This window comes from Streptomyces sp. NPDC101165 (assembly GCF_044768135.1).
Classification (GTDB): domain Bacteria; phylum Actinomycetota; class Actinomycetes; order Streptomycetales; family Streptomycetaceae; genus Streptomyces.
Genome location: NZ_JBIWPG010000015.1, coordinates 139,420 through 159,811, shown reverse-complemented (window position 1 = coordinate 159,811; position 20,392 = coordinate 139,420). Strand labels below are relative to the sequence as shown.

The 20,392-nt window shown below is 72.4% G+C and carries 20 protein-coding genes; 10 read left to right on the top strand and 10 right to left on the bottom strand.

Annotation, left to right across the window (positions count from 1 at the left end; genetic code table 11):
* Nucleotides 1-2: 2 nt before the first annotated feature.
* The 5 genes from ACIRVH_RS30175 (at nucleotide 3) to ACIRVH_RS30155 (ending at nucleotide 4,803) form a co-directional block, all read left to right on the top strand.
* Nucleotides 3-320, top strand: coding sequence for a PAAR domain-containing protein (locus ACIRVH_RS30175; protein ID WP_403959525.1), 318 nt, complete (start codon nucleotides 3-5; stop codon nucleotides 318-320).
* The gene (locus ACIRVH_RS30170; RefSeq protein ID WP_097254132.1) at nucleotides 320-742 is read left to right on the top strand and encodes a GPW/gp25 family protein; all 423 of its coding nucleotides are present in this window, start codon (nucleotides 320-322) and stop codon (nucleotides 740-742) included. Before ACIRVH_RS30175 ends, ACIRVH_RS30170 begins: the two co-directional genes overlap by 1 nt.
* Nucleotides 742-2,703, top strand: a complete 1,962-nt coding sequence (locus tag ACIRVH_RS30165; RefSeq protein WP_403959522.1) for a putative baseplate assembly protein — start codon at nucleotides 742-744, stop codon at nucleotides 2,701-2,703. Before ACIRVH_RS30170 ends, ACIRVH_RS30165 begins: the two co-directional genes overlap by 1 nt.
* The gene (locus ACIRVH_RS30160; protein WP_403959519.1) at nucleotides 2,700-3,263 is read left to right on the top strand and encodes a phage tail protein; all 564 of its coding nucleotides are present in this window, start codon (nucleotides 2,700-2,702) and stop codon (nucleotides 3,261-3,263) included. The genes ACIRVH_RS30165 and ACIRVH_RS30160 overlap by 4 nt, the downstream gene beginning before the upstream one ends.
* Nucleotides 3,264-3,525: 262 nt before the next feature.
* Nucleotides 3,526-4,803, top strand: a complete 1,278-nt coding sequence (locus ACIRVH_RS30155; protein WP_403959517.1) for an NADase-type glycan-binding domain-containing protein — start codon at nucleotides 3,526-3,528, stop codon at nucleotides 4,801-4,803.
* Nucleotides 4,804-4,806: 3 nt separating this feature from the next.
* Here ACIRVH_RS30155 and ACIRVH_RS30150 read toward each other — a convergent pair whose 3' ends face one another.
* Entirely contained in the window at nucleotides 4,807-5,724 is a 918-nt protein-coding gene (locus tag ACIRVH_RS30150) for a LysR family transcriptional regulator (protein ID WP_403959515.1), read from the bottom strand.
* A 125-nt stretch (nucleotides 5,725-5,849) separates the two neighbouring features.
* Here ACIRVH_RS30150 and ACIRVH_RS30145 point away from each other — a divergent pair, with 125 nt between their 5' ends.
* The 3 genes from ACIRVH_RS30145 to ACIRVH_RS30135 all read left to right on the top strand — a co-directional run bounded on the left by ACIRVH_RS30145 (nucleotide 5,850) and on the right by ACIRVH_RS30135 (nucleotide 7,698).
* Nucleotides 5,850-6,377, top strand: a complete 528-nt coding sequence (locus ACIRVH_RS30145) for an SRPBCC domain-containing protein (RefSeq protein ID WP_403959513.1) — start codon at nucleotides 5,850-5,852, stop codon at nucleotides 6,375-6,377.
* Nucleotides 6,378-6,441: 64 nt separating this feature from the next.
* Nucleotides 6,442-7,332, top strand: a complete 891-nt coding sequence (locus ACIRVH_RS30140; RefSeq protein ID WP_403959511.1) for an NAD(P)-dependent oxidoreductase — start codon at nucleotides 6,442-6,444, stop codon at nucleotides 7,330-7,332.
* Between the two features lie 90 nt (nucleotides 7,333-7,422).
* Nucleotides 7,423-7,698 carry a DUF1876 domain-containing protein gene (locus ACIRVH_RS30135; RefSeq protein ID WP_403959508.1) on the top strand — a complete coding sequence of 92 codons (276 nt, stop codon included), beginning with the start codon at nucleotides 7,423-7,425 and terminating at the stop codon, nucleotides 7,696-7,698.
* A 46-nt stretch (nucleotides 7,699-7,744) separates the two neighbouring features.
* Here the strand turns inward: ACIRVH_RS30135 and ACIRVH_RS30130 are convergent, their stop codons facing one another.
* The 7 genes from ACIRVH_RS30130 to ACIRVH_RS30100 form a co-directional block, all read right to left on the bottom strand.
* Nucleotides 7,745-8,905 (bottom strand): serine hydrolase domain-containing protein, encoded by a 1,161-nt coding sequence (locus tag ACIRVH_RS30130; RefSeq protein WP_403959776.1) that lies wholly within the window; start codon nucleotides 8,903-8,905, stop codon nucleotides 7,745-7,747.
* 87 nt (nucleotides 8,906-8,992) lie between these two features.
* Nucleotides 8,993-9,547: a hypothetical protein gene (locus tag ACIRVH_RS30125; RefSeq protein ID WP_403959506.1), complete on the bottom strand. Its 555-nt coding sequence runs from the start codon at nucleotides 9,545-9,547 to the stop codon at nucleotides 8,993-8,995.
* 79 nt (nucleotides 9,548-9,626) lie between these two features.
* On the bottom strand, nucleotides 9,627-10,031 hold the full coding sequence (locus ACIRVH_RS30120) for an organic hydroperoxide resistance protein (RefSeq protein ID WP_403959773.1): 405 nt from the start codon (nucleotides 10,029-10,031) through the stop codon (nucleotides 9,627-9,629).
* A 158-nt stretch (nucleotides 10,032-10,189) separates the two neighbouring features.
* On the bottom strand, nucleotides 10,190-10,666 hold the full coding sequence (locus tag ACIRVH_RS30115; RefSeq protein ID WP_386573270.1) for a MarR family winged helix-turn-helix transcriptional regulator: 477 nt from the start codon (nucleotides 10,664-10,666) through the stop codon (nucleotides 10,190-10,192).
* Nucleotides 10,663-11,424 carry an energy-coupling factor ABC transporter ATP-binding protein gene (locus tag ACIRVH_RS30110; RefSeq protein ID WP_403959503.1) on the bottom strand — a complete coding sequence of 254 codons (762 nt, stop codon included), beginning with the start codon at nucleotides 11,422-11,424 and terminating at the stop codon, nucleotides 10,663-10,665. The genes ACIRVH_RS30115 and ACIRVH_RS30110 overlap by 4 nt, the downstream gene beginning before the upstream one ends.
* A complete protein-coding gene (gene cbiQ / locus ACIRVH_RS30105) occupies nucleotides 11,412-12,173 on the bottom strand; it encodes a cobalt ECF transporter T component CbiQ (protein WP_403959500.1) in 762 nt (253 codons plus the stop codon). Before cbiQ ends, ACIRVH_RS30110 begins: the two co-directional genes overlap by 13 nt.
* Before the next feature lies 1 nt (nucleotide 12,174).
* A complete protein-coding gene (locus ACIRVH_RS30100) occupies nucleotides 12,175-13,218 on the bottom strand; it encodes an energy-coupling factor ABC transporter permease (RefSeq protein ID WP_403959498.1) in 1,044 nt (347 codons plus the stop codon).
* A gap of 149 nt (nucleotides 13,219-13,367) precedes the next feature.
* On the opposite strand from ACIRVH_RS30100, the gene ACIRVH_RS30095 reads away from it, so the two are divergent.
* The gene (locus ACIRVH_RS30095) at nucleotides 13,368-13,712 is read left to right on the top strand and encodes an SsgA family sporulation/cell division regulator (protein WP_403959496.1); all 345 of its coding nucleotides are present in this window, start codon (nucleotides 13,368-13,370) and stop codon (nucleotides 13,710-13,712) included.
* 41 nt (nucleotides 13,713-13,753) lie between these two features.
* Here ACIRVH_RS30095 and ACIRVH_RS30090 read toward each other — a convergent pair whose 3' ends face one another.
* Together ACIRVH_RS30090 and ACIRVH_RS30085 are read right to left on the bottom strand one after the other, a co-directional pair.
* The gene (locus ACIRVH_RS30090) at nucleotides 13,754-15,418 is read right to left on the bottom strand and encodes a penicillin-binding transpeptidase domain-containing protein (RefSeq protein ID WP_403959493.1); all 1,665 of its coding nucleotides are present in this window, start codon (nucleotides 15,416-15,418) and stop codon (nucleotides 13,754-13,756) included.
* 96 nt (nucleotides 15,419-15,514) lie between these two features.
* Entirely contained in the window at nucleotides 15,515-17,179 is a 1,665-nt protein-coding gene (locus tag ACIRVH_RS30085) for a penicillin-binding transpeptidase domain-containing protein (RefSeq protein ID WP_403959490.1), read from the bottom strand.
* A 198-nt stretch (nucleotides 17,180-17,377) separates the two neighbouring features.
* Between ACIRVH_RS30085 and ACIRVH_RS30080 the strand changes: the two genes are divergently transcribed.
* On the top strand, nucleotides 17,378-20,179 hold the full coding sequence (locus ACIRVH_RS30080; RefSeq protein WP_403959487.1) for a SpoIIE family protein phosphatase: 2,802 nt from the start codon (nucleotides 17,378-17,380) through the stop codon (nucleotides 20,177-20,179).
* Nucleotides 20,180-20,392 lie beyond the last annotated feature (213 nt).

The window sequence follows — 20,392 nt, the reverse complement described above, 5'->3', positions numbered from 1 at the left end:
GCATGCCCGCCGCAGCCCGTACCGGCGACCCCACCAACCACGGCGGGGTGATCGCCACCCCGCCGCCCGGCGCCGCCACGGCGGTGGCGACGGTGCTGATCGGCGGCCGCCCCGCCGCCGTCGTGGGCAGCCTGCACACCTGCGTGATACCGCCGCACGCCGCCCTGGGACCAGCCAACGTGGTCGTGCCCAACCCGGCCGGGCTCGCGACGGGCACCGTCCTCATCGGTGGGCTGCCCGCCGCCAAGGCGCGTGATCAGACGGCGTGCGGCGCCATGATCGTGACCGGCGCCCCGAACGTCCTGATCGGCGGTGTGTGATGAGCGAGCGGTTCATCGGCCGTGGCTGGGCGTTCCCGCTACGGGTCGGGCCGACCGGCGGGATCGCCATGGTCGAACGGGAGCGGGAGATCGAGGAGGCGATCCGCCTGGTGCTCGGCACCGCGCCCGGCGAGCGCCCCATGCGCCCCGAGTTCGGCTGCGGCATCCACGACTACGTCTTCGCCCCCGGTGACGGCGCCACCGCCGGGCGCATCGCGCAGCAGGTGCGCGAGGCCCTGGAGCGGTGGGAGCCGCGCATCGCGGTGGACGACGTGGTGGTCGCCTTCGACGCGGTCGAGGACGGCACCCTCTACATCGACGTGCACTACACGGTGCGTTCCACCAACGACCGGCGCAACCTGGTCTTTCCCTTCTACACGATCCCCTCCGAGGAGGGGGCCGAGGAAGCGGGCGCTCACTGATGGCCCTGCCCTCCCCGAACCTGGACGACCGGCGGTTCCAGCAACTCGTCGACGAGGCGAAGCGGTACGTGCAGCAGCGCGCCCCGGAGTGGACCGACCACAACGTCTCCGACCCGGGCGTCACCCTCATCGAGACGTTCGCCTACCTCGTGGACCAGCTGCTGTACCGGCTGAACCGGGTCCCGGACAAGAACTACTCCGCGTTCCTCGACCTGTTGGACATCCGTCTGTTCCCGCCGACCGCGGCCCACGCCGACGTCGACTTCTGGCTCTCGGCGCCGCAGCCCGACACGGTCGCGCTGCCTGCGGGCACCGAGGTGACCACCGCGCGCGGTGAGACCGACGAGGCCGTGGTGTTCACGACCACGGACGAACTGCGCATCGTCCCCAGCGAGTTGATACGCCTCGTGACGGCACCGCGGTCGGGTCAGCAGACCGACCGGACGGCCGTGCTCGCCGAGGGCCACGACATCCCCTGCTTCCAGGCGGCACCGGAGCCGGGCGACGCGGTGCTGTTCGGCCTGCCGACGGCGGTCCCGCGCTGCGTCGTCGCGGTGCGCCTGGACAGCCGCGTGGAGGGCGTCGGCGTGGACCCGCGCCAGCCCCCGCTCGTGTGGGAGGCCTGGGACGGCGGCGGCTGGCAGCGGTGCGAGACCGGCACCGACACCACCGGCGGGCTGAACCGGCCCGGCGAGGTCATCGTGTACGTACCGGCCGGGCACACGGCATCGGTGATCGGCGGGACCCGGGCCGGCTGGCTGCGCTGCCGGGTGACCGAGGCGGAGCCGGGCCAGCCGTTCTACTCGGAGTCCCCGACGGTGCGCGAGGCGGCCGTGTTCACCGTGGGCGGCACCATGTCCGTCGAGCACGCGGAGACCGTGACCGATGTGCCGCTCGGCACCTCGGAAGGGGTCTCGGGGCAGACGTTCCGGCTCGGCCGCCCGCCGGTCCTTCTCGACGGCGAGCCCCCCGTGGTCGAGGTGTCCTCGGCCGAGGGGTGGCAGCGCTGGGAGGTGGTGGAGCACTTCGGCCGCTCCGGCCCCACCGACCCGCACGTCCGGGTGGACGCCACCACCGGGGAGTTCGGCTTCCCCCCGGCGCTGCGCGAACCGGACGGCACCCTGCGGCAGTGCGGTGCCGTACCGCCCAAGGGCGCCCAGATCCGGGTGGCCCGCTACCGCACCGGCGGCGGCCCGGCGGGCAACGTCGCCCGTGGCGCGATCTCCTTGCTGCGCAGCTCCGTTCCGTACGTCGCCCGGGTCACCAACCGGGAGGCCGCCCGGGGCGGCGTCGCCGGGGAGACCGTCGCCAACGCCAAGCTGCGGGCGCCGGAGGTGCTGCGGATGCAGGAGCGCGCGGTGACCGCCGAGGACTACGAGATCATCAGCCGCCAGGCCGCGCCCTCGGTACGCCGGGTCCGCTGTCTGCCCGCCGCGGACGGTCCGGGCGCGGTACGGGTCCTCGTGGTGCCGGACGCGGTGGCCGACGAGGGTGACGACCGGCTCCGCTTCGAGCAGCTGATCCCCTCGGACCAGGTGCTCGAAGCGATCACCACGAGCCTCGACGAGCGGCGCCTGATCGGCACGCGTCTCGCGGTGGAGCCGCCGGTGTACCAGGGCGTCACCGTGGTGGCCCGGCTCGCGGCGGCGCCGGGCGACACCGACCGGGTGCGCGACGCGGCGCTCGACGCGCTGTTCCGGCACCTCAACCCGCTGAACGGCGGCCCGGACGGCACGGGTTGGCCGTTCGGACGGCCGGTGCAGTACGGCGACGTCTTCGGCGTCCTGCAGCGCGCCACCGGGAACGCGCTGGTGGAGGACATCAGGCTGTTCCCCGCCGACCCGATCACCGGTCGGCGCGGCGCCCCGTCGGACCGCATCGACGTGGCCCCGGGCGCGCTGGTCTTCTCCTACCAGCACCAGGTGGTCGTCACGGCCGTCGATCCGGAGGCGCGGGGATGAGCCGCGCCGCCGTGCCCGGCCTGCCGAGCAGGTACCCGATCGGCGAGCAGCTGCCCGCCCTGTACGCCGACGACGACTTCGCGCAACGCTTCACCGCCGGTCTCGACACCGTCCTCGCCCCGGTGTTCGCGACCCTCGACAACCTGCCCGCCTATCTCGACCCCCGGGTGACCCCGACCGACTTCCTGGCCTGGCTGGCGTCGTGGGTGGGGGTCGCGGACGCCCCGCAGTGGCCCGTGGAACTGCGCCGTGAGGCGGTCGTCCGCGCGGTGGAGCTGCACCGGTGGCGTGGCACCGGGCGTGGTCTGGTCGAGGCCCTGCACCTCGCGCTCGGCGTGCACGCCGAGGTGACCGGCGACGGCGGCGCTACGTGGTCGAGCACCGCGGGTGCCGAGCTACCGCCCGAGCCGGGCGCCGAGATCCTGGTCCGGGTGTGGCCGGCCCGCGAGGCGCGGGTGGACGTGGTCAGGGTCCGCGAGATCGTCCGGGCCATGTGCCCGGTGCACACGGCCTTCCGGGTGGAGGTCCTGCCCGCCCCGCCCGCCGACGAAGGGAGGTGACGTCATGCGCGCGTGTCCCGCGTGCGGGGCGTCCAACGACCCCACGGACGACTTCTGCGGCAACTGCGGCGCCTACCTGGGCTGGTCCGACTCCAGCACACCCGCGCCCCCAGCACAGGAGCCACCCACACCGAGCACACCTGCGACACCGGACCGGTCGGCTTCGGGTATGCCGGTGACGCCGGATCGGTCGGCTTCGGGTATGCCTGCGGCGCCGGATCGGTCGGCCCCGAGCGCACCTGCGGCGCGGGATCGGTCGGCCGTGGGTACGCCTGCGGCGCCGGAGCCCTCGGCCCCGTCCCCGGAGTCCCCGTCCGCACCAGCCCCCGCCCCGGCGTCCGCCGCACGTCCGGTGGACGCGCCGACGCCCGCCGGACGCACCCGCACTTCGTCGTTGCGCGGCCGGCTGACCGGCCGGGGCCGCGGCGAGGCGAGGGAGCCGAGCACCCCGGACACCGAGGGCTCCGTCACCGTCCCCGACCAGACCCGGACCACCCCTCCTCCCCGGATCACCCCTCCGCCCCAGGCCACTCCTCCGTCCCAGGCCACTGCGGACGAACCGACCGCGGCCCGCGGCCCCGCCGCTGCTACGACGAACGACGCGGTGGCCGCCGACGGCGAGGACGCCTCACAGGGGCCACCCGCACCCGACGATGAAATCCGCACGGGTGGTGCGGGTGGGAACAACCCGGCCGAAGGCGAAGGCGAGGCCGCGCCGACCGTCCCGCCCCGCAGGCCGCAGGCCCCCGCCCCGGCACAGGACCCCGTCGGCCCCGTACGCCCCGCGAAGCCCGTGGCCCCCCGCCCCGTCGTACGCCCCGTCGCCGCGCCGGACGAAGGAACGGGGCGGCCCTGCCCCGCCTGCAGGACCCTCAACCAGCCGGAACGCCGGTTCTGCCGACGCTGCGCCGCCGAGCTGACGCCCGCCGAAAAGCCCGCACCGCTGCCGTGGTGGCGGACGGTATGGCCGTTCCGCCGCCGGACCCGCGCGGGCTCGGGCCGCGCGTTCCGGTTCTTCGTGATCCTGGCCGTGGTGCTCGCGCTGTGCGCGGGCGGCTTCCTGCTGCTGCCGGCCGGCCGCGCCCTGTTCGAGGACACCCGGGACAAACTGGGCAAGGCCAGGTCCGTGACCCCGGCCGACGTCAAGGCGAGCGCAGAGGTGCGCGGGCATCCGGCGACGGACACCACGGACGGGCTGAGCAACCACTACTGGGGCGCGCCGGGGCCGGGCGCCTCGGTGACCTACACCTTCCGCACGCCGTTCCGGCTGGTCGACGTGATCATCACCAACGGCGCGTCCTCGTCTCCGGAGGAGTACGCCCGCCAGGCACGCGCACTCCAGCTGGACATGGAGGTGACGACACAGGACGGCGAGAAGCACCGCAAGGAGGTCACCCTCAGCGACAAACCGGGCCCCCAGACGATCTCCACCGGGATCAGCGACGCGAAGACGGTACGCCTGGTGCTCCGCTCGCCCGTCGGTCTGACCCGGGGCCGCCATCTGGCCGTGGCGGAGGTGGAGTTCTTCCAGCGGAGCTGACAACTACCAGGCGCGCGCCGCCCGCTGGAGCGTCTCCCGTACGCGGACCACGTCCGGATTGGCCTCCGCTCCCGGACGCTGCACCAGGAACAGGGTGTTGAGCGGCGGCTCCTCCGGGTCGTGCAGGAGGGCCAGGCGGCCGGTGTCCAGGTGCTCCTGGCACAGGGAGCGGGGCAGCACGCTGTACCCGGCGCCCGCGGTGACCGCCGCCAGGACGGCGTACAGGTTCGGGACGGTGAGCGCCGCGCGCGCGGTGAGCTGTCTGCCGAAGACCGTGCGCCAGTAGCGGCGGGCGATGGGCAGGTCCTCGGCGTAGGTGACCAGCGGGACCTCGCGCAGGGCCGTGCAGGGGTCGCCGTCGGCGGGGCGGCCGGCCCAGACCGGCGAGGCCACGAGCACGTACTCCTCGTCGGCCAGCGGTGCGGAGGGGAGCGCGCGGCCCCGGGGGCGGCGCGTGGCGACGACCAGGTCGTGCCGGCCCGCCCGCATCTCCTCCAGCAGCGGCTCGGTCAGCCCCTGCGCGACCCGCACCTGCACGCCCCGCGCGATGAGCGGGGCGAGCGCCGGCAGTACCCGTACGCACAACAGCTCGGAGGGGCCCGCCAGATGGACGGGCGCGGAGTGCCCGGTCAGCGGACCCGCACCGCCCTCCAGCGCGGCGAGCGCGTCGAGCGGACCCGCGACCTCGCCGGCCAGCTCATGGGCGTACGGCGTGGGCTCGACCCCACGGGGCAGCCGGGTGAACAGCACCCGGCCCGTCTGCTGCTCCAGCGTGCGGATCTGAGCCGTCACGGTCGGCTGGGACAGGCTCAGCAGCGGCGCCGCCGCGGTGAGGGAACCGGCGCGGTACACCGCCAGGAACGTGCGCAGCAGGTTCAGGTCGGCGGGCGCGGAGCCGGTGGCCGTCGTCCGGGTGTCCATACGGTCAGCGTAACGCCGACTCATATCGGAGTACCGATGGCGGATATCGGCGCTCCTATTGGATTCCCGATGGCCGTGCGGCCTACGGTCGAGGACATCCGATACAACTCGTGAGGAAACCTCCCATGAGCATGCAGAACGCCATCGACTGGCCCGAGCGCCATCTCCCCGGCACCGGCGACAACTTCGTCTCGAACGAGGTCGTCGTGCGGGGCCTGACCGCCGGGGCCGTCTGGCGGCACCTGGTCGACACTTCGGCCTGGGAGTCGTACTACGACAACGTCGCCGGCATCTCCTTCCCCGACGGCGGTGGCCCCGAGCTGAGCGGCGGCCTGGCCTTCCGGTTCGGCACCTTCGGCTTCCCGCCCCTGGACGCCCTCGTCGTCGAGCACCAGGCGCCCGCCGAGGGCGTTCCGGGCCGGCTCTCCTGGACCGCGAAGCAGGACGGCAGCCCCGAGGAGCGGCTGGACGTGCTCCACGCCCGGCCGGTGGAGGACCTGCCCGGCGGCCGGGTGCGGATCCTCACCCAGGAGACCCGGATCGGGCGGCCCGCCGCCGAGCCGGCCCGGCAGATCCCGAACCCCATGCTCAACGGCCACCAGGCCTGGCTCGACGGACTGGTCCGCGCCGCCGCCGGAAAGGAGCGGTCCTGAGGGTCGTCCGTACGAAGATGATCGCGGACCACGAGGGCAGGAACCGTACGACAGGGAGCCGTCAATGACCGACAAGCCGACCGTCAGTGTCCTGGGCACCGGCATCATGGGCGCCGCCATGGCCCGCAACCTCGCGCGCGCCGGATTCGAGGTCCGGGTGTGGAACCGCACCCGTGAGAAGGCCGAGCCGCTCGCCGCGAACGGGATCCGGGTCGCGGAGACGCCCGCCGAGGCCGTCGAGGGCGCCGCCGCCGTGCTGACCATGCTGTACGACGGCAACGCCGTCCTGGAGGTCATGGGCGAGGCCGCCCCAGTGCTGCGTCCGGGCACGGTGTGGGCGCAGTGCACCACCGCAGGGGTCGAACTGGTCGCCGACCTGGCCGCCTTCGCGGACGAGCACGAGCTGGTGTTCTACGACGCCCCCGTCCTCGGCACCCGCCAGCCCGCCGAGGCCGGTCAGCTGACCGTGCTGGCCGCCGGGCCCGAGAAGGGCCGGGAGACGGTCACGCCCGTGTTCGACGCGGTCGGCGCCAGGACCGTGTGGACCGGGGCGGACGGGGCGGCGGGCAGCGCCAGCCGGCTGAAGCTGGTCGCCAACAGCTGGGTTCTCACGGCCACAGCGGCGGCCGGTGAGGTGCTGGCACTCTGCCAGGCCCTCGGTGTCGACCCGCAGGACTTCTTCGAACTGATCCGGGGCGGGCCGCTCGACATGGGGTACCTGCGGGCCAAGGCCACTCTGGTGCTCGACGGGAAACTGACCCCGGCGTCGTTCGCCGTGGCCACCGCCGCGAAGGACGCCCGGCTCATCGTGCAGGCGGGCGAGCGGGGTGGGGTCCGGCTCGACGTCGTCGCCGCGACGGCCGAACGGCTCGCCCGTGCCGCCGCGCAGGGGCACGCCGACGAGGACATGGCCGCCGCCTACTTCGCCAGCTTCGACGAGAAGCCGGCCGGCTGAGCCGGTGCAAAGGCCGCGACCGGGCCTCCGCGTGACGTTCCGCGCGCGCGGGAGCACCCTGGTATCAGTGGTTCTCCGGAGGTGGTCGACATGATGCACACCGCTGTGGGTTGGCACGTGGAGCTGGAATTCCGGGAAGACGACACGCACACGCGTGCCGTCGCCCTGGTGCGCTTGCCCGACGGCAGCGAGGTCCGGGCCCATGGGAGCGCGAGCCGTCACCGCATCGACTCGAACCAGCCACGGGTCGGCGAGGAGATAGCGGGCGCCCGCGCGCTCAACGAACTGGCCATGCAGTTGCTGACCAAGGCCCATGGGGAGATCGACGCGGCGTCCGGCCGGACCTCGCACCCGATCAACGTGTGACGCCCGAGGGGCGCGTGCGGCGCCGCACGCGCCCTGAGCACGTGCCCTACGCGAGCGCCGTACGCACCGCCCGCACCAGCGCCTGCGCCCTCGGGTCCGCCGTCACGCTCTTCCTGAAGCCGTTGGTGACATAGCCGAAGGCGACGCCCGTCTCCGGGTCGGCGAACGCGAGGGCGCCGCCCCGGCCCGGGTGGCCGAAGGAACCGGGGGAGAGCAGCGGTGACGCGCTGCCGTGCAGCATGTAGCCGAGGCCGAACCGGGTGCCCACGACGAGGATCCGGTCCGCTCCCGCGGACTCCTCGGCGCGGGCCAGTTCCATGGTCCGGGGGGTGAACAGACGGGTGCCGCCGTCCACTTCGCCGATGAGGGAGCCGTAGAAGCGTGCCAGGCCGTCGGCGGTGGCGATGCCGTTGGAGGCGGGCAGGGCGGCCGCGCGGTAGGCGGGTGCGTTCTCGTCCGGGAGCGGGGTGATCGCGGCGAAGGCGCGCCGGGTGAGGGAGTCCGGGTCGGCGTAGGCCTCGGACACGGACCGCTTCGGGCGGGTCTTCAGCGTGCCCGACGTCCGGGGTGCCTCCACGGGTCCGACGCGGCCCACGCGGGCCTGCTCCGCCTCGGGCAGGCCGAGCCACAGGTCGGCGCCGGACGGCGCGGCGATCTCGTCCGCCACCCACGTGCCCACCGGCCGCCCGGTGATCCGCCGGACCAGCTCGCCGGTGAGCCAGCTGTAGGTCTGCGCGTGGTAGCCGTGGTCCGTGCCCGGCTCCCACACCGGCGCCTGCGCGGCGACGGCCGCCGCCCCGAGGTCGGGATCGGTCGCTTCCTCGGGAGTCAGCGGGCGGTCCAGGACGGGCACGCCGGCGCGGTGTGCGAGCAGGTGCCGGACGAGCGTGCGTTCCTTGCCGGCCGCCTTGTACTCGGGCCAGTAGGTGCCGACCGGGGCGTCCAGGTCCAGTTCGCCGCGCTGGTGCAGCAGCAGGAGGGCGGCCGCGGCGACACCCTTGGTCGCCGAGCGCACGATCTGCGCGGTGCCGTGCTCCCAGGGGGCCGTACCGTCCACGTCCTTGGTGCCGCCCCAGAGGTCGACGACCTTCCGGCCGTCCCGGTACACGGCGACGGCCGCACCGCGCTCCCCGAGCAGCGCGAAGTTCGCTGCGAACGCCTCCCTGACCGGCTCGAAGCCCTCGGCCACCGTGCCGTTCACGTCCACATCCACGCCCGGTCCCTCCACTCGCTTGCGACCATGAGTGAAACACGGGTGTGTGGCCTTGGATTCCTCGGCAGATGGTGATATCCGCTACGGTCCGGCGCCCTCGGGCCCGTCCTCGTACCCGGCCGGGACGGCGTCCTGCGGCTCGCGTGCGGACCGGACGAGCTGCTCGACCCCGGACGGGTTCCGCTCGTACCGGTAGACACGAGACCCGTCGAGGGTGCGCAGCTCCAGTTCCTCGCGCCGGACCCGGTACTCGAACTTGTCGCCCTCGTCCGTCCAGTACCCGTGCTTCTCGGTGGTCAGCTCGGCCCAGGTGTAGGCGCGGTAGGTCCAGAACTTCCGGAGCACGACGCCCCGGTGGAAGCGGTAGAGCACGCCCCGGTACCAGCCGATACGGAAGCCGAGGGCGACCGGCAGCAGTCCGGCCAGCGCGCACAGGCCGCCCGTGACGGTGCGTTCGTCCCAGTACCCCATGCACAGGCGGATGAGCACGACGACCGGTATGACCAACCAGAGCGGGCTGGTGACCTGCAGGAAGAGCAGCACCGGCTCCGGGGTGGTGCGTTCGCACTCGACGTACGCGCCCAGCTTCCGCTCCCGCGCGCGTACGGTCACCCTGCGCGGCATGAACCAGGGCACGGCACCCCCCCCCGCCCCGCCCGGACGGGCGACACCGGCGTTGTACCCGGGACGGGGTGCCGTCACCCGGCGTGGGGGCTCAGCCCAGCAGAATCGCCACGTCGATGTTCCCGCGCGTCGCGTTCGAGTACGGGCACACCTCGTGCGCCGCGTCCACCAGCTTCTCCGCGACCTCCCGGTCCAGGACCGGCAGAGAGACGCTGAGGGCGACCGCGAGGCCGTAGCCGTGGTGGTTGTTCGGGCCGATGCCGACCTTCGCGGCCACCGTGGAACCGGTCAGGTCGAAGCCCGCGCGGTTGCCGACCAGGATCAGCGCGTTGTGGAAGCAGGAGCTGTAGCCGGCCGCGAACAACTGCTCCGGGTTGGTGCCGTTGCCGTCTCCGCCCAGCGCCGGCGGCATCGCGACCTTCAGCTCGATCTGGCCGTCCTGACTGGTGACATAGCCGTCCCGGCCGCCGTGGGCGGTTGCCTCGGCGACGTACATGATCTTTGTCGGACGGGTGTCGACAGCGGCGTCGGCGGTGACATCGGTCAAGGCTGGCCTCCCCCAGAACAAGTGGCGCACAAGTACATCGCGCACAAGGTACCGGCCGGTAGGTCGGTCTGTGTCGCCAGGGGGTGGCAACCGCGGGTAACGCGAGATCAGCGCCGGTCGGCCGCCGCGTCGGCGCGCTCGGTGAGCTTCCACAGCTCCTCGCGCAACCGCGTGATCTCCTGCGTTTCGAGCCCTGTGGTCGTGAGCAGTGCGCCGGGCACGCGAGCCGCGCGCTCCTTGAGCTGCTCCCCGCGCCCGGTGCACGCGACGAGCACCGAGCGCTCGTCGTCCGCCGCGCGCTCCCGGTGCACCAGACCCGCCCCCTCCAGCCGCTTCAGCAGCGGCGAGACGGTGCCGTAGTCCAGGCGCAGGGCGCCCGCCAGCTCCTTCACGCTGGTCTCACCGCGCTCCCACAGGACCAGCAGCACGAGGTACTGCGGGTAGGTGAGCCCCAGGTCGTCGAGGAGCGGGCGGTAGGCGGCGGTCACGGCGCGCTGTGCGGCGTACAGCGCGAAGCACAGCTGGTCGTCCAGCAGCAGCGACCCGGCGGCCCCTTTGTCGTCTCGGTCGTCTTGACGCGTCACGCGCCCATTGTCACGGACTTCGGGTCGAAGCCGAACGGCAGCTCCAGACGGTGCGCCCGCATCAGGGCGTCGTCGGAGAGCAGCTCGCCGGTCGGGCCGTCCGCCGCGATCACGCCGTCGCTCAGGATCAGCGCGCGCGGGCACAGCTCCAGGGCGTACGGCAGGTCGTGCGTGACCATGAGGACCGTCACGTCCAGGGAGCGCAGGATGTCGGCGAGTTCGCGCCGGGAGGCCGGGTCGAGGTTGGAGGACGGCTCGTCCAGGACCAGGATCTCCGGCTCCATCGCGAGCACGGTCGCGACGGCGACCCGGCGGCGCTGGCCGAAGGACAGGTGGTGCGGCGGCCGATCGGCGAAGTCCTGCATGCCGACCCGCTCCAGGGCCGTGCGCACCCGCTCCTCCAGCGCCGCCCCCCTGATCCCGGCGGCGGCCGGTCCGAAGGCCACGTCCTCCCGCACGGTCGGCATGAACAGCTGGTCGTCGGGGTCCTGGAAGACGATGCCGACCTTCTGCCGGATCGCCGCCATGTGCTGCCTGCCGACGGGCAGCCCGGCCACGGTCACCGCGCCGGTGCCGCCGCCCAGGATGCCGTTCAGGTGCAGGACGAGGGTGGTCTTGCCGGCGCCGTTCGGGCCGAGCAGCGCGACCCGTTCGCCGCGCCCGATCGAGAAGTCCACGCCGAACAGGGCCTGATGGCCGTCGGGATAGGCGAACGCGAGGCCGGAGACCTCCAGGGAAGCAGTACTCACAGGACCCATCCCAGCAGACAGACGACAAGGGCGGCGCAGGGGAGTGCCAGAGCGTACGACCACTGCGCCCGGGACGCGGTCACCTCGTCGATGACCGGCATCGAGCCGGCGTACCCCCGGCTCACCATGGCCAGATGCACGCGCTCCCCGCGCTCGTAGGAGCGGATGAACAGCGCGCCGGCGGACTTGGCGAGCACGCCCCAGTGCCGTACGCCCCGCGCCTCGAAGCCGCGCGACTCGCGGGCGATCCGCATCCGGCGCATCTCGTCGGTGATGACGTCGCCGTAGCGGATCATGAAGGAGGCGATCTGCACGAGCAGCGGCGGCAGCTTCAACCGCTGCAGCCCGAGCAGCAGTTCGCGCAGCTCGGTGGTGGCGGCCAGCAGCACGGAGGCGGCGACGCCGAGCGTGCCCTTGGCGAGCACGTTCCAGGCGCCCCACAGCCCGTTCACGCTGAGCGAGAGGCCCAGCACATGCACCCGCTCGCCCTCCGCCACGAACGGCATGAGGACCGCGAACGCCACGAACGGCACCTCGATCAGCAGCCGCCCGAGCAGGAATCCGGCGGGCACGCGCGCGCGGTACGCGACGTACGCGAGCAGGACGGCGTACGCCGCGAACGCCCACATCGCCTCGCGCGGGGTGGACACCACGACCACGACGAAGGCGAACGCGGCCGCCAGTTTGGTGTGCGGCGGCAGGGCGTGCACGGGGGAGTGCCCGTGCCGGTAGAGCCGGTGCGCGTGTCCCGCTCCCACGTCACACGCCCGTGTTCACGGGCGAGACGTCCGCGCCGCGGCGCCTGCGTACGGCCCAGAACACCGTGCTGCCCGCGACGATCGTGACACCGACGCCGATCACGCCCGCGAGGCCGCCGGACAGCCGGGCGTCCGAGACGTCCTTGACGCCGTAGCCGGCGAGCGGGGAGTCGGCCGTCGCGTGCTGCCCGGTCCTCTTGTCGATGCCCTGGTCGTGCGCGACCTTCTCCAGGCCGTCGGGGTCGGCGGAGGCGTAGAAGCTCACGAAGCCGGCGAGCATCAGCGACGCGGCCAGTCCGGAGATCCACAGGGTGCGCCGGGAGGTGCGCGCCGCGACGGGGGCTGTGGGCGACGGAGCGTCCACCAGCGTGCCGTTCACGCGCAGCTTGAGCCGCTGCTGCAGGCCGCGCGCGCCGTGCACCAGGTCCGGGCGTACGGCTATGACGGCGCTCACCGTGAGCGCCGTGATCACGGCCTCGCCGATCCCGATCAGCACATGGACACCGATCATCGCGGTCGCCACCTTGCCGATGGCGACGTCCGTGGTCCCGCCGATCGCGTACATGAGCGTGAAGGCGACGGCGGCGGCCGGCACGGAGACCAGCGCGGCCACGAAGGAGGCGACGGTGACCGAGCGCCGCTTGCGGGGCAGCACGGCGAGCAGTGCGCGGAAGACGGCGTACGACACCACGGTCGTGACGATCGCCATGTCGGTGATGTTCACGCCGAGCGCGGTCAGCCCGCCGTCCGCGAACAGCACGCCCTGCATCAGCAGCACGACCGACACACACAGCACGCCCGTGTACGGGCCGACCAGGATCGCGGCTAGCGCACCGCCCAGCAGATGGCCGCTGGTGCCGGCCGCCACCGGGAAGTTCAGCATCTGCACGGCGAAGATGAACGCCGCCACCAGGCCGGCCAGCGGTGCCGTCCGCTCGTCGAGTTCGCGGCGGGCGCCGCGCAGGCTCACCGCGAGGGCGCCGGCGGCGACCACTCCGGTGACCGCGGAGGTGGGGGCGTCGATGAATCCGTCAGGTACGTGCACCGTACGATTTTAGAGGCTTGTTGCGAACCTTTTGCAAGAGAGACGTGGTCTCGCTTCCTCGCCGGGCGCGAACCGAAAAGTATGGCACATTGGATGGAAAGCGGATGCACGACTTCCGTGTAGGTCACAGAACGTGAGAGGGCGGTCCGATGTCTGTAGTCGAGCAGTACGCGCGCGCCCACATCGTCACGGACGAGGAGGATCCGGGGGCCGTACCCGTAGTGCTGCGGTACGACCCCGACAGCGATCCGCGGTCGGTCCGGGTCGGCCTGCCTCTGCCCGGACCGCACGAGTGGACCTTCTCGCGTGCGCTGCTCGAACGGGGACTGCGGACGCCGGCCGAGAGCGGCGACGTACGCGTGTGGCCCTGCGGGCGCGTCCAGGCCGTCGTGGAGTTCCACACCGCGCACGGCGTGGAGGTGGTGCAGTTCGAGTCGAAGGCGCTGCTCCGGTTCCTGCGCCGGACGTACACGGCCGAGCCCGTCGGCCGCTGAGGCCTCCCGGACCGCTCGGCCGCTGACCTCAGCCGCCCCGCTCAGCCGCCCATCTTCAGCAGCGCCGCGACGATCGGCCCGGCCGTGTCGCCGCCGTGGCCGCCCGCCTGGACCACGCCCGCCGCGGCGAGGTCGCCCCGGTACGCGGTGAGCCAGCCGTTCGGCTTCTTCTGGCCGTCGACCTCGGCGGAGCCCGTCTTGGCTCCGTAGTTCGGGCCGAGGCCCGACATCGCCTTGGCCGCCGTGCCGTACGCCGCCGTGTACTGCATGACGTCCTTCAGCTGCGCCTGCGTCTTCGACGACATCGTGCGCGAGGCCTTCGCCAGCGTGCGGTGGTCCACCGTCGGGGCCACCAGGTACGGCTGGCGGAAGACGCCCGACTCCACCGTCGCCGACACCGACGCCATGTTCAGCGGGTTCATGCGCACCCCGCCCTGCCCGATCAGCGAGGCGCCCATCTGCGCGCCGCTCTGCACCGGGACGGAGCCGTCGAACGACGGAACGCCGATGGCCCAGTTGTTCAGGCCGAGGCCGTAGACCTCCTGCGCCTCCTTCGTCAGATCGCTGTTGGACAGCTTCGGCGCGAAATTGATGAAGGCGTTGTTGCAGGAGGCCCCGAAGCTCAGCTTGAACGTGCCCTTCTTGATCTCGGAGTCGGCGTCGTTGTGGAACGTCCAGCCGGCGAGCTTGTACGTCTTGGGGCAGGGGTGCGACGCGTCGGGCGTGACGAGCTTCTTCTCGAACAGCATCGTCGACGTCACGATCTTCATCGTGGAGCCGGGCGCCAGGGAGCCCTGGAAGGCGGTGTTGAAGCCGTGCCCGCTGTTGGCGACCGCGAGGATCTCACCCGTCGAGGGCCGCAGGACCACCACCGAGGCCTTCGCCCGCTTGCCGACCTGCTTCTCGGCGGCAGCCTGGAGCTTCGGGCTCAGCGTCGTCCTCACCGTGCCCGGCGTGCCCTTGCTCAGCTCCACGAGCGTCTTGTCGGACAGCTTGGCCGCCTCCGACGCCTTGCCGCGCACCACGCGCAGCTCCACGCCCGCCTTGCCGCCCGCCGTCTTGCCGTACTTCTCCCGCAGCCCGTCCAGGACCGTGCCCAGCGACGGGTACTCGGTGGTCGTCACCTCCCCGCCGTCCCGGTCCAGCGCCTTGATCGGCGGGGTGCCGGACTCGCCGGTGACGAGCGTGTCGCCGTCCTTCAGGTCCGGGTGCACCACCGAGGCGTGCCAGTCGACCAGCGGCTTCCCGTCGCGGGCCCGCCGCACCACGGTGAGTGAACTGTTGTACGCGAGGGGCTTGCTGAGGCTCTGGTACGACACCGTCGCCTTGACGGAGAACGGCACCTTGGCGCCGGTGGCGGTGCCGCCGGTGAGCGTGACGTCCTTCAGGTGGGCGTCCTTGGTGTAGCCGGTGAGCAGTGCGGTGGCGGCGGACGGGTCGTCGGTGGCGGCCGCCGCCTCGGTGGTGCGGCCCTGCCGCCAGGCGGTGAGGAAGCGGGTGGAGGCGGTGCGGACCTCGGCGGCGGTGAGCGGGCCGGTCTTCACGGCCTTGTGGTCGGACGCGGACGTCCGCTCGTCGGCCGCCGCACCGCCGTCGGTGAGCGCGTAGACGCCGAACCCGGCGCCGCCGACGACCAAGGCGATCACCCCGCCGAGCACGGCGGGGTTGGTCTTCCGTCGCTCGGCGACGCGCCTTCTCTTGCCCACTTCCTCAGTTCCTCCGCGCCTTCCCCAGGGTCCCCGCAGCCCCCACACTCCCCAACGACGGCACCCACACTAAGGTCCCCGCCTCTGCGGGTGATGTCAGCCCGCATTCCGTAGCACGCTTGCGACAATCGGACCGGCCGCGTCGATCCCGTGTCCGCCGTCCTGGACCATCGCCGCGGCGGCGACGTCGCCCCGGTACCCGGTGAACCAACTGTCCGACTTCGCCTGCCCGTCGGCCTCCGCCGAGCCGGTCTTCGCACCGATGCTCCCACCGAGCCCGGACATGACCCCGGCTGCGGTGCCACTGGTCGCTGTGCGATTCATCATGCCGCGCAGCTGCTGGACCGTGCTCCGGGACAGCCCGCGCGCGCGTGCCGGTTCGCGGTGGTCCAGGCCCAGCGGCACGATCACCGGCTGCCGGAAGGTGCCGGTCATCGCGGTCGCCGTCACGGAGGCCATGTTCAGCGGGCTCATCTGGACCTGACCCTGGCCGATCAGCGCGGCCGCGGTGTCGGGGCCGCCGGCGGCGGGGACCCGGCCGTCGAAGGACGGGACGCCGATCCGCCAGTTGTTCTGCCCCAGTCCGAACCGCTCCTGGGCCTCCTTGGTGAGGGTGTCCACCTCGACCTCGTTCGCGAACTTCACGAACGCCGTGTTGCAGGAGCGCGCGAAGCTGTCGGAGAGCGTGGCGTGCTCGTCCGGGGTGAGGCCCTTGAGGTTCTGGAAGGTCTGGCTCTCGGAGACGGCGGAGGGCGGGCAGGGCGCCGGGCCGTTCGCGGTGGTCAGGCCGTTGTCGATGAGAGCCGCCGCGCTGATGATCTTCATGGTGGAGCCGGGCGGGCGCTCGCCCAGCAGGGCCGCGTCGAAGCCGTCGTCGCGATGGTTGGCGACGGCCAGGATCTCGCCCGTGCTCGGCTTGACGGCCACCAGGGACGAATCGGCGTACTTCTCCACAGCAGTCTCTGCCGCCGCCTGCGCGCTCGCGCTGAGCGTCGTGTGCAGCGTGCCGGGCCGCCCCTTGGTGAGGGTCAGGAGGGTGGTGTCGGCAGCGCCACCCCCGGTTTCTCCTGTTTCCGCCGCTTCTCCTCCTCCGGCGCCCGCATGGCGTATCACCAGCTCCACGCCGGCCCGGCCGCCCGCCTTGTCGCCGTACCGTTGGCGCAGCTCGTCGAGGATCGGGCCGAGGGACGGGTACTTCTCCGGCGTGAGCACCTTCCCGTCCCGGTCGACGGCCTCGATCGGCGGGGACGCGGACTCGCCCGTCATCAGCGTGTCCCCCTTCTGCAGCCGCGGATGCACGACGGAGGGCTGCCAGTCGACCAGCGGCCGGTACGAGGTCTTCCCGCGCACGACGTCCAAGCGGCTCTCGTAGCTGAGCGGCCGGGTCTTCCCTTCGTACGACACCGTTGCCGCGACCGTGAAGGGAACGGTCGTGCCGGTGGCCGTACCGGGCGTGATGTGCACCTTGGTGATGTGTGCGTCGCCCCCGTACGCCGTCAGCAACTCCCGCGCCGCCTCGGGATAGTCCGTGTAGGTCGCCGCGGTCGAGGCGTCCCCCTTCTCCCAGGCGGCGAAGAACTTCGCGGCCGTCTCCTTGACCTCGGTGCCGCTGGGCGGACCGCTCTTCACGACGGCCGGGCCGCCGCCCGTTCCCGCGTCGCCGTTCAGCGCGGACACGAAGTTGTACGCGCCGTACCCGGCACCGCCCAGCATGACCACACACACGCCGCCTATGACGGCACCCCTGACTCCCCTGCGCATCGCGCGAATCCTCCCCGTTTTCCCCGTTGAACGCGTTCAAAAACACGTCGCAGAGGAACTGTAAGCGGTAGCGGGGCGCCTGTGGCGGGAGTTGCCGATTGTTGTCCGAACAGAGACGTTGCCGGAGGGGCTGCTGGGTCGCGTGCGGCAGCGATGCGGAATTGTCGATATTCCGTGCAGCGGTGTTATCAAGGGTGTATGGAAGTATTTTCCGGGCGCCCTCGGGGTCCGGAACGTCATCCGCCCGTCGGGGGCCCGCGCGCACGTCGCTCCTCCCTGCTGGACCTGCGCAGTGCGGCCGGTCAGGTGTTCCTCCTCCAGGTCCTGATCGTGGTCCTGCTGGTCGTGGCCGCGGTGGTGGCCATGGCGCTCCAGGCGGCAAGTGACGCCCTGCAGCAGGGGCGCAGGGAGTCGATCGTCGCGGCGCAGTCGTTCGCGAGTGCTCCCGGCGTGGCCGAGGCGCTGCAGAGCCCGGACCCGACGGCGGTGCTCCAGCCCCGGGCCGAGCAGGCGCGGAAGCGCGCGGGCGTGGACTTCGTCATCGCCATGAACAAGGAGGGGATTCGTTACACGTATCCCTACCCGCGGGAGATCGGCAAGAAGTTCGTCGGCACCATCGAACCGGCTCTGAAAGGCCGTACCGTCGTCGAGCAGGCCGGCGGGCCGCCGCTGCCCGCAGGCAGGGGGACGGACGTGCAGGCGGTGGTCCCGGTGACCGACGCGCACGGCAAGGTGGTCGGCCTGGTCTCCGCCGGCATCACCGTCAGGAACGTGGCGGGGCTGTGGCTGCCGGAGCTGCCGATCATCCTCGGCAGCGGCGTGGCCGCGCTGGCGCTGGCCGTGACGGGAACGACGCTGGTGTCCCGGCGGCTGCGGCGGCAGACGTACGGCATGGCCCCGGTGGAGCTGGCGGAGCTGTACAGGCACCACGACGCGGTCCTGCACGCGGTGCGGGAAGGAGTGTTGATCACCGACGCCGACGGACGACTGCTGCTGGCCAACGACGAGGCGACACGGCTGCTCGGACTGCCGGCGGACGTGCGGGGGCGCCCGGTGGGGGAGCTGGGACTGCCGGAGCCGATCACGCTTCTGCTGTCGTCGCCGGAGGCGGCCACCGATGAGGTCCGTCTCGTGGGGGACCGGCTGCTGGCGGTGAACAAGCGGTCCACGTACCCGCAGGACGACCTGGAGGGCAGTGTGGTGACCCTGCGGGACACCACGGAGCTGGCGGCGGTCTCGGGGCGGGCCGAGGTCGCGCGGGAGCGGCTGAAGCTGCTGTACCAGGCCGGGGTGGGGATCGGGACCACGCTGGATGTGGAGCGCACGGCCCAGGAACTGGCCGACGTGGCGGTGCCGCAGTTCGCCGACCTCGTGACCGTGGACCTGCTCGAAGCGGTGCTGCGGGGGTGGGAGCCCACGGCGGAGGGCTGGCGGCATCTGCGCAGGGCGGCGATCGGCGGCGAGCGGCGGATGATTCCGGTGTATCCGCGGGGCCAGATGATCTCGTTCTCGCGCCGAACGCCGCAGATGCGGGCGCTGCAGGATCGACGGGTGACGCTCGAGGCGGACCTGCGGCAGGCACAGGGCTGGCGGGAACAGGATCCGGAGCGCGCCATGAGGGCCCTGGAGAGCGGGTTGCGTTCCCTGGTGGCCGTGCCACTGCAGGCACGGAACGTAACGCTGGGCGTGGCGAACTTCTACCGGACGGCGGATTCCCCGGCGTTCGAGCCGGAGGATCTCACCTTCGCGGAGGAACTGGCCGCCCGGGCAGCGGTGGCCATCGACAACGCCCGGCGGTTCACCCGGGAGCACGCGATGGCGGTGACGCTGCAGCGCAGCCTGCTGCCGCGGCGGCAGCCGGAGCAGGACGCTCTGGAGGTGGCCTGGCGCTACATGCCCGCGGAGGCGGGGGTGGGCGGGGACTGGTTCGACGTCATCCCGCTTCCGGGCGCTCGCGTGGCTCTGGTGATGGGTGATGTCGTCGGTCACGGGTTGCACGCGGCGGCGACGATGGGCCGGCTGCGCACCGCGGTGCACAACTTCTCCACCCTGGACCTGCCCGTGGACGAGGTGCTCGGGAACCTGGACGACCTGGTCGTCCGCATGGACAACGAGGAGAACACGGGCGATGCCGGGGAAGGCCACGAGGGGGAGGGCGTGACCGGAGCGACCTGCCTCTACGCGGTCTACGACCCGGTGACGGAGGCCTGCACGATGGCCCGTGCGGGGCATCCGGAGCCGGTGCTGGTGCGCCCGGACGGGACGGTCATCTGTCCCGACGTGCCGGCCTCGGCGCCGCTCGGCCTGGGCGGCTACCCCTTCGAGACCGTGGAGCTGTCCCTGCCGGAGGGTTCGCAACTGGTGCTGTACACCGACGGCCTCGTGGAGGACCGTAACCACGACATCGACGTCGGGATGGAGCGACTGCGCCGGGCGTTGGGCGGGTCCGGGGGCCGCACGCCGGAGGAGACGTGTCAGGCGGTGATCGACTCGTTGAAGCCGTCACACACCTCCGACGACATCGCGCTGCTGGCGGCACGTACCCGGAGGTTCCCACGCTCGGACGTGGCCATGTGGGACGTGCCGCCGGACCCGGCGGTGGTTCCCTCGGTGCGGGCGCGCTGCCGGGAGACGCTGCTGGAGTGGGGGCTGGAGGAGACCGCATTCGCCACGGAGCTGATCGTCAGCGAGTTGGTCACGAACGCGATCCGGTACGGCTCGCCGCCGGTCGGCGTACGGCTGCTCAACGGACGCTGTCTGATCTGCGAGGTGTCGGACGGAAGCGGCACCTCGCCGCGCATGCGGCGGGCGGCGACCACCGACGAAGGCGGACGCGGACTGTTCCTGGTGGCGCAGTTCGCCCAGCGATGGGGAACGCGGTACACCACCCGCGGCAAGGTCATCTGGACGGAACAGTTCCTCCACGACGGCACGCCCGCCACCGCGGGCCTCGCACCGGTCGACTTCCTTCTCGAACAGTTCGATGATCCCGGCCTGTGAGCCGGCGCTGCTTCCTCGCCGCCAGTGAATGACAACTGCCCGGCTGCACCCACGTAGGCCATCCGTGGGCCAACGTACCGATCCCGTGGACAGCTTGTGGCATTGGTGCAGGTCAGGGACTGGGTTCAGTGTGATACCGCAACGCTCTTGAAAACCGCCGTAGTGCAAGGCGATGAGGAGCGGCATCCATAGAGGGCGACGGGACCATAGGCG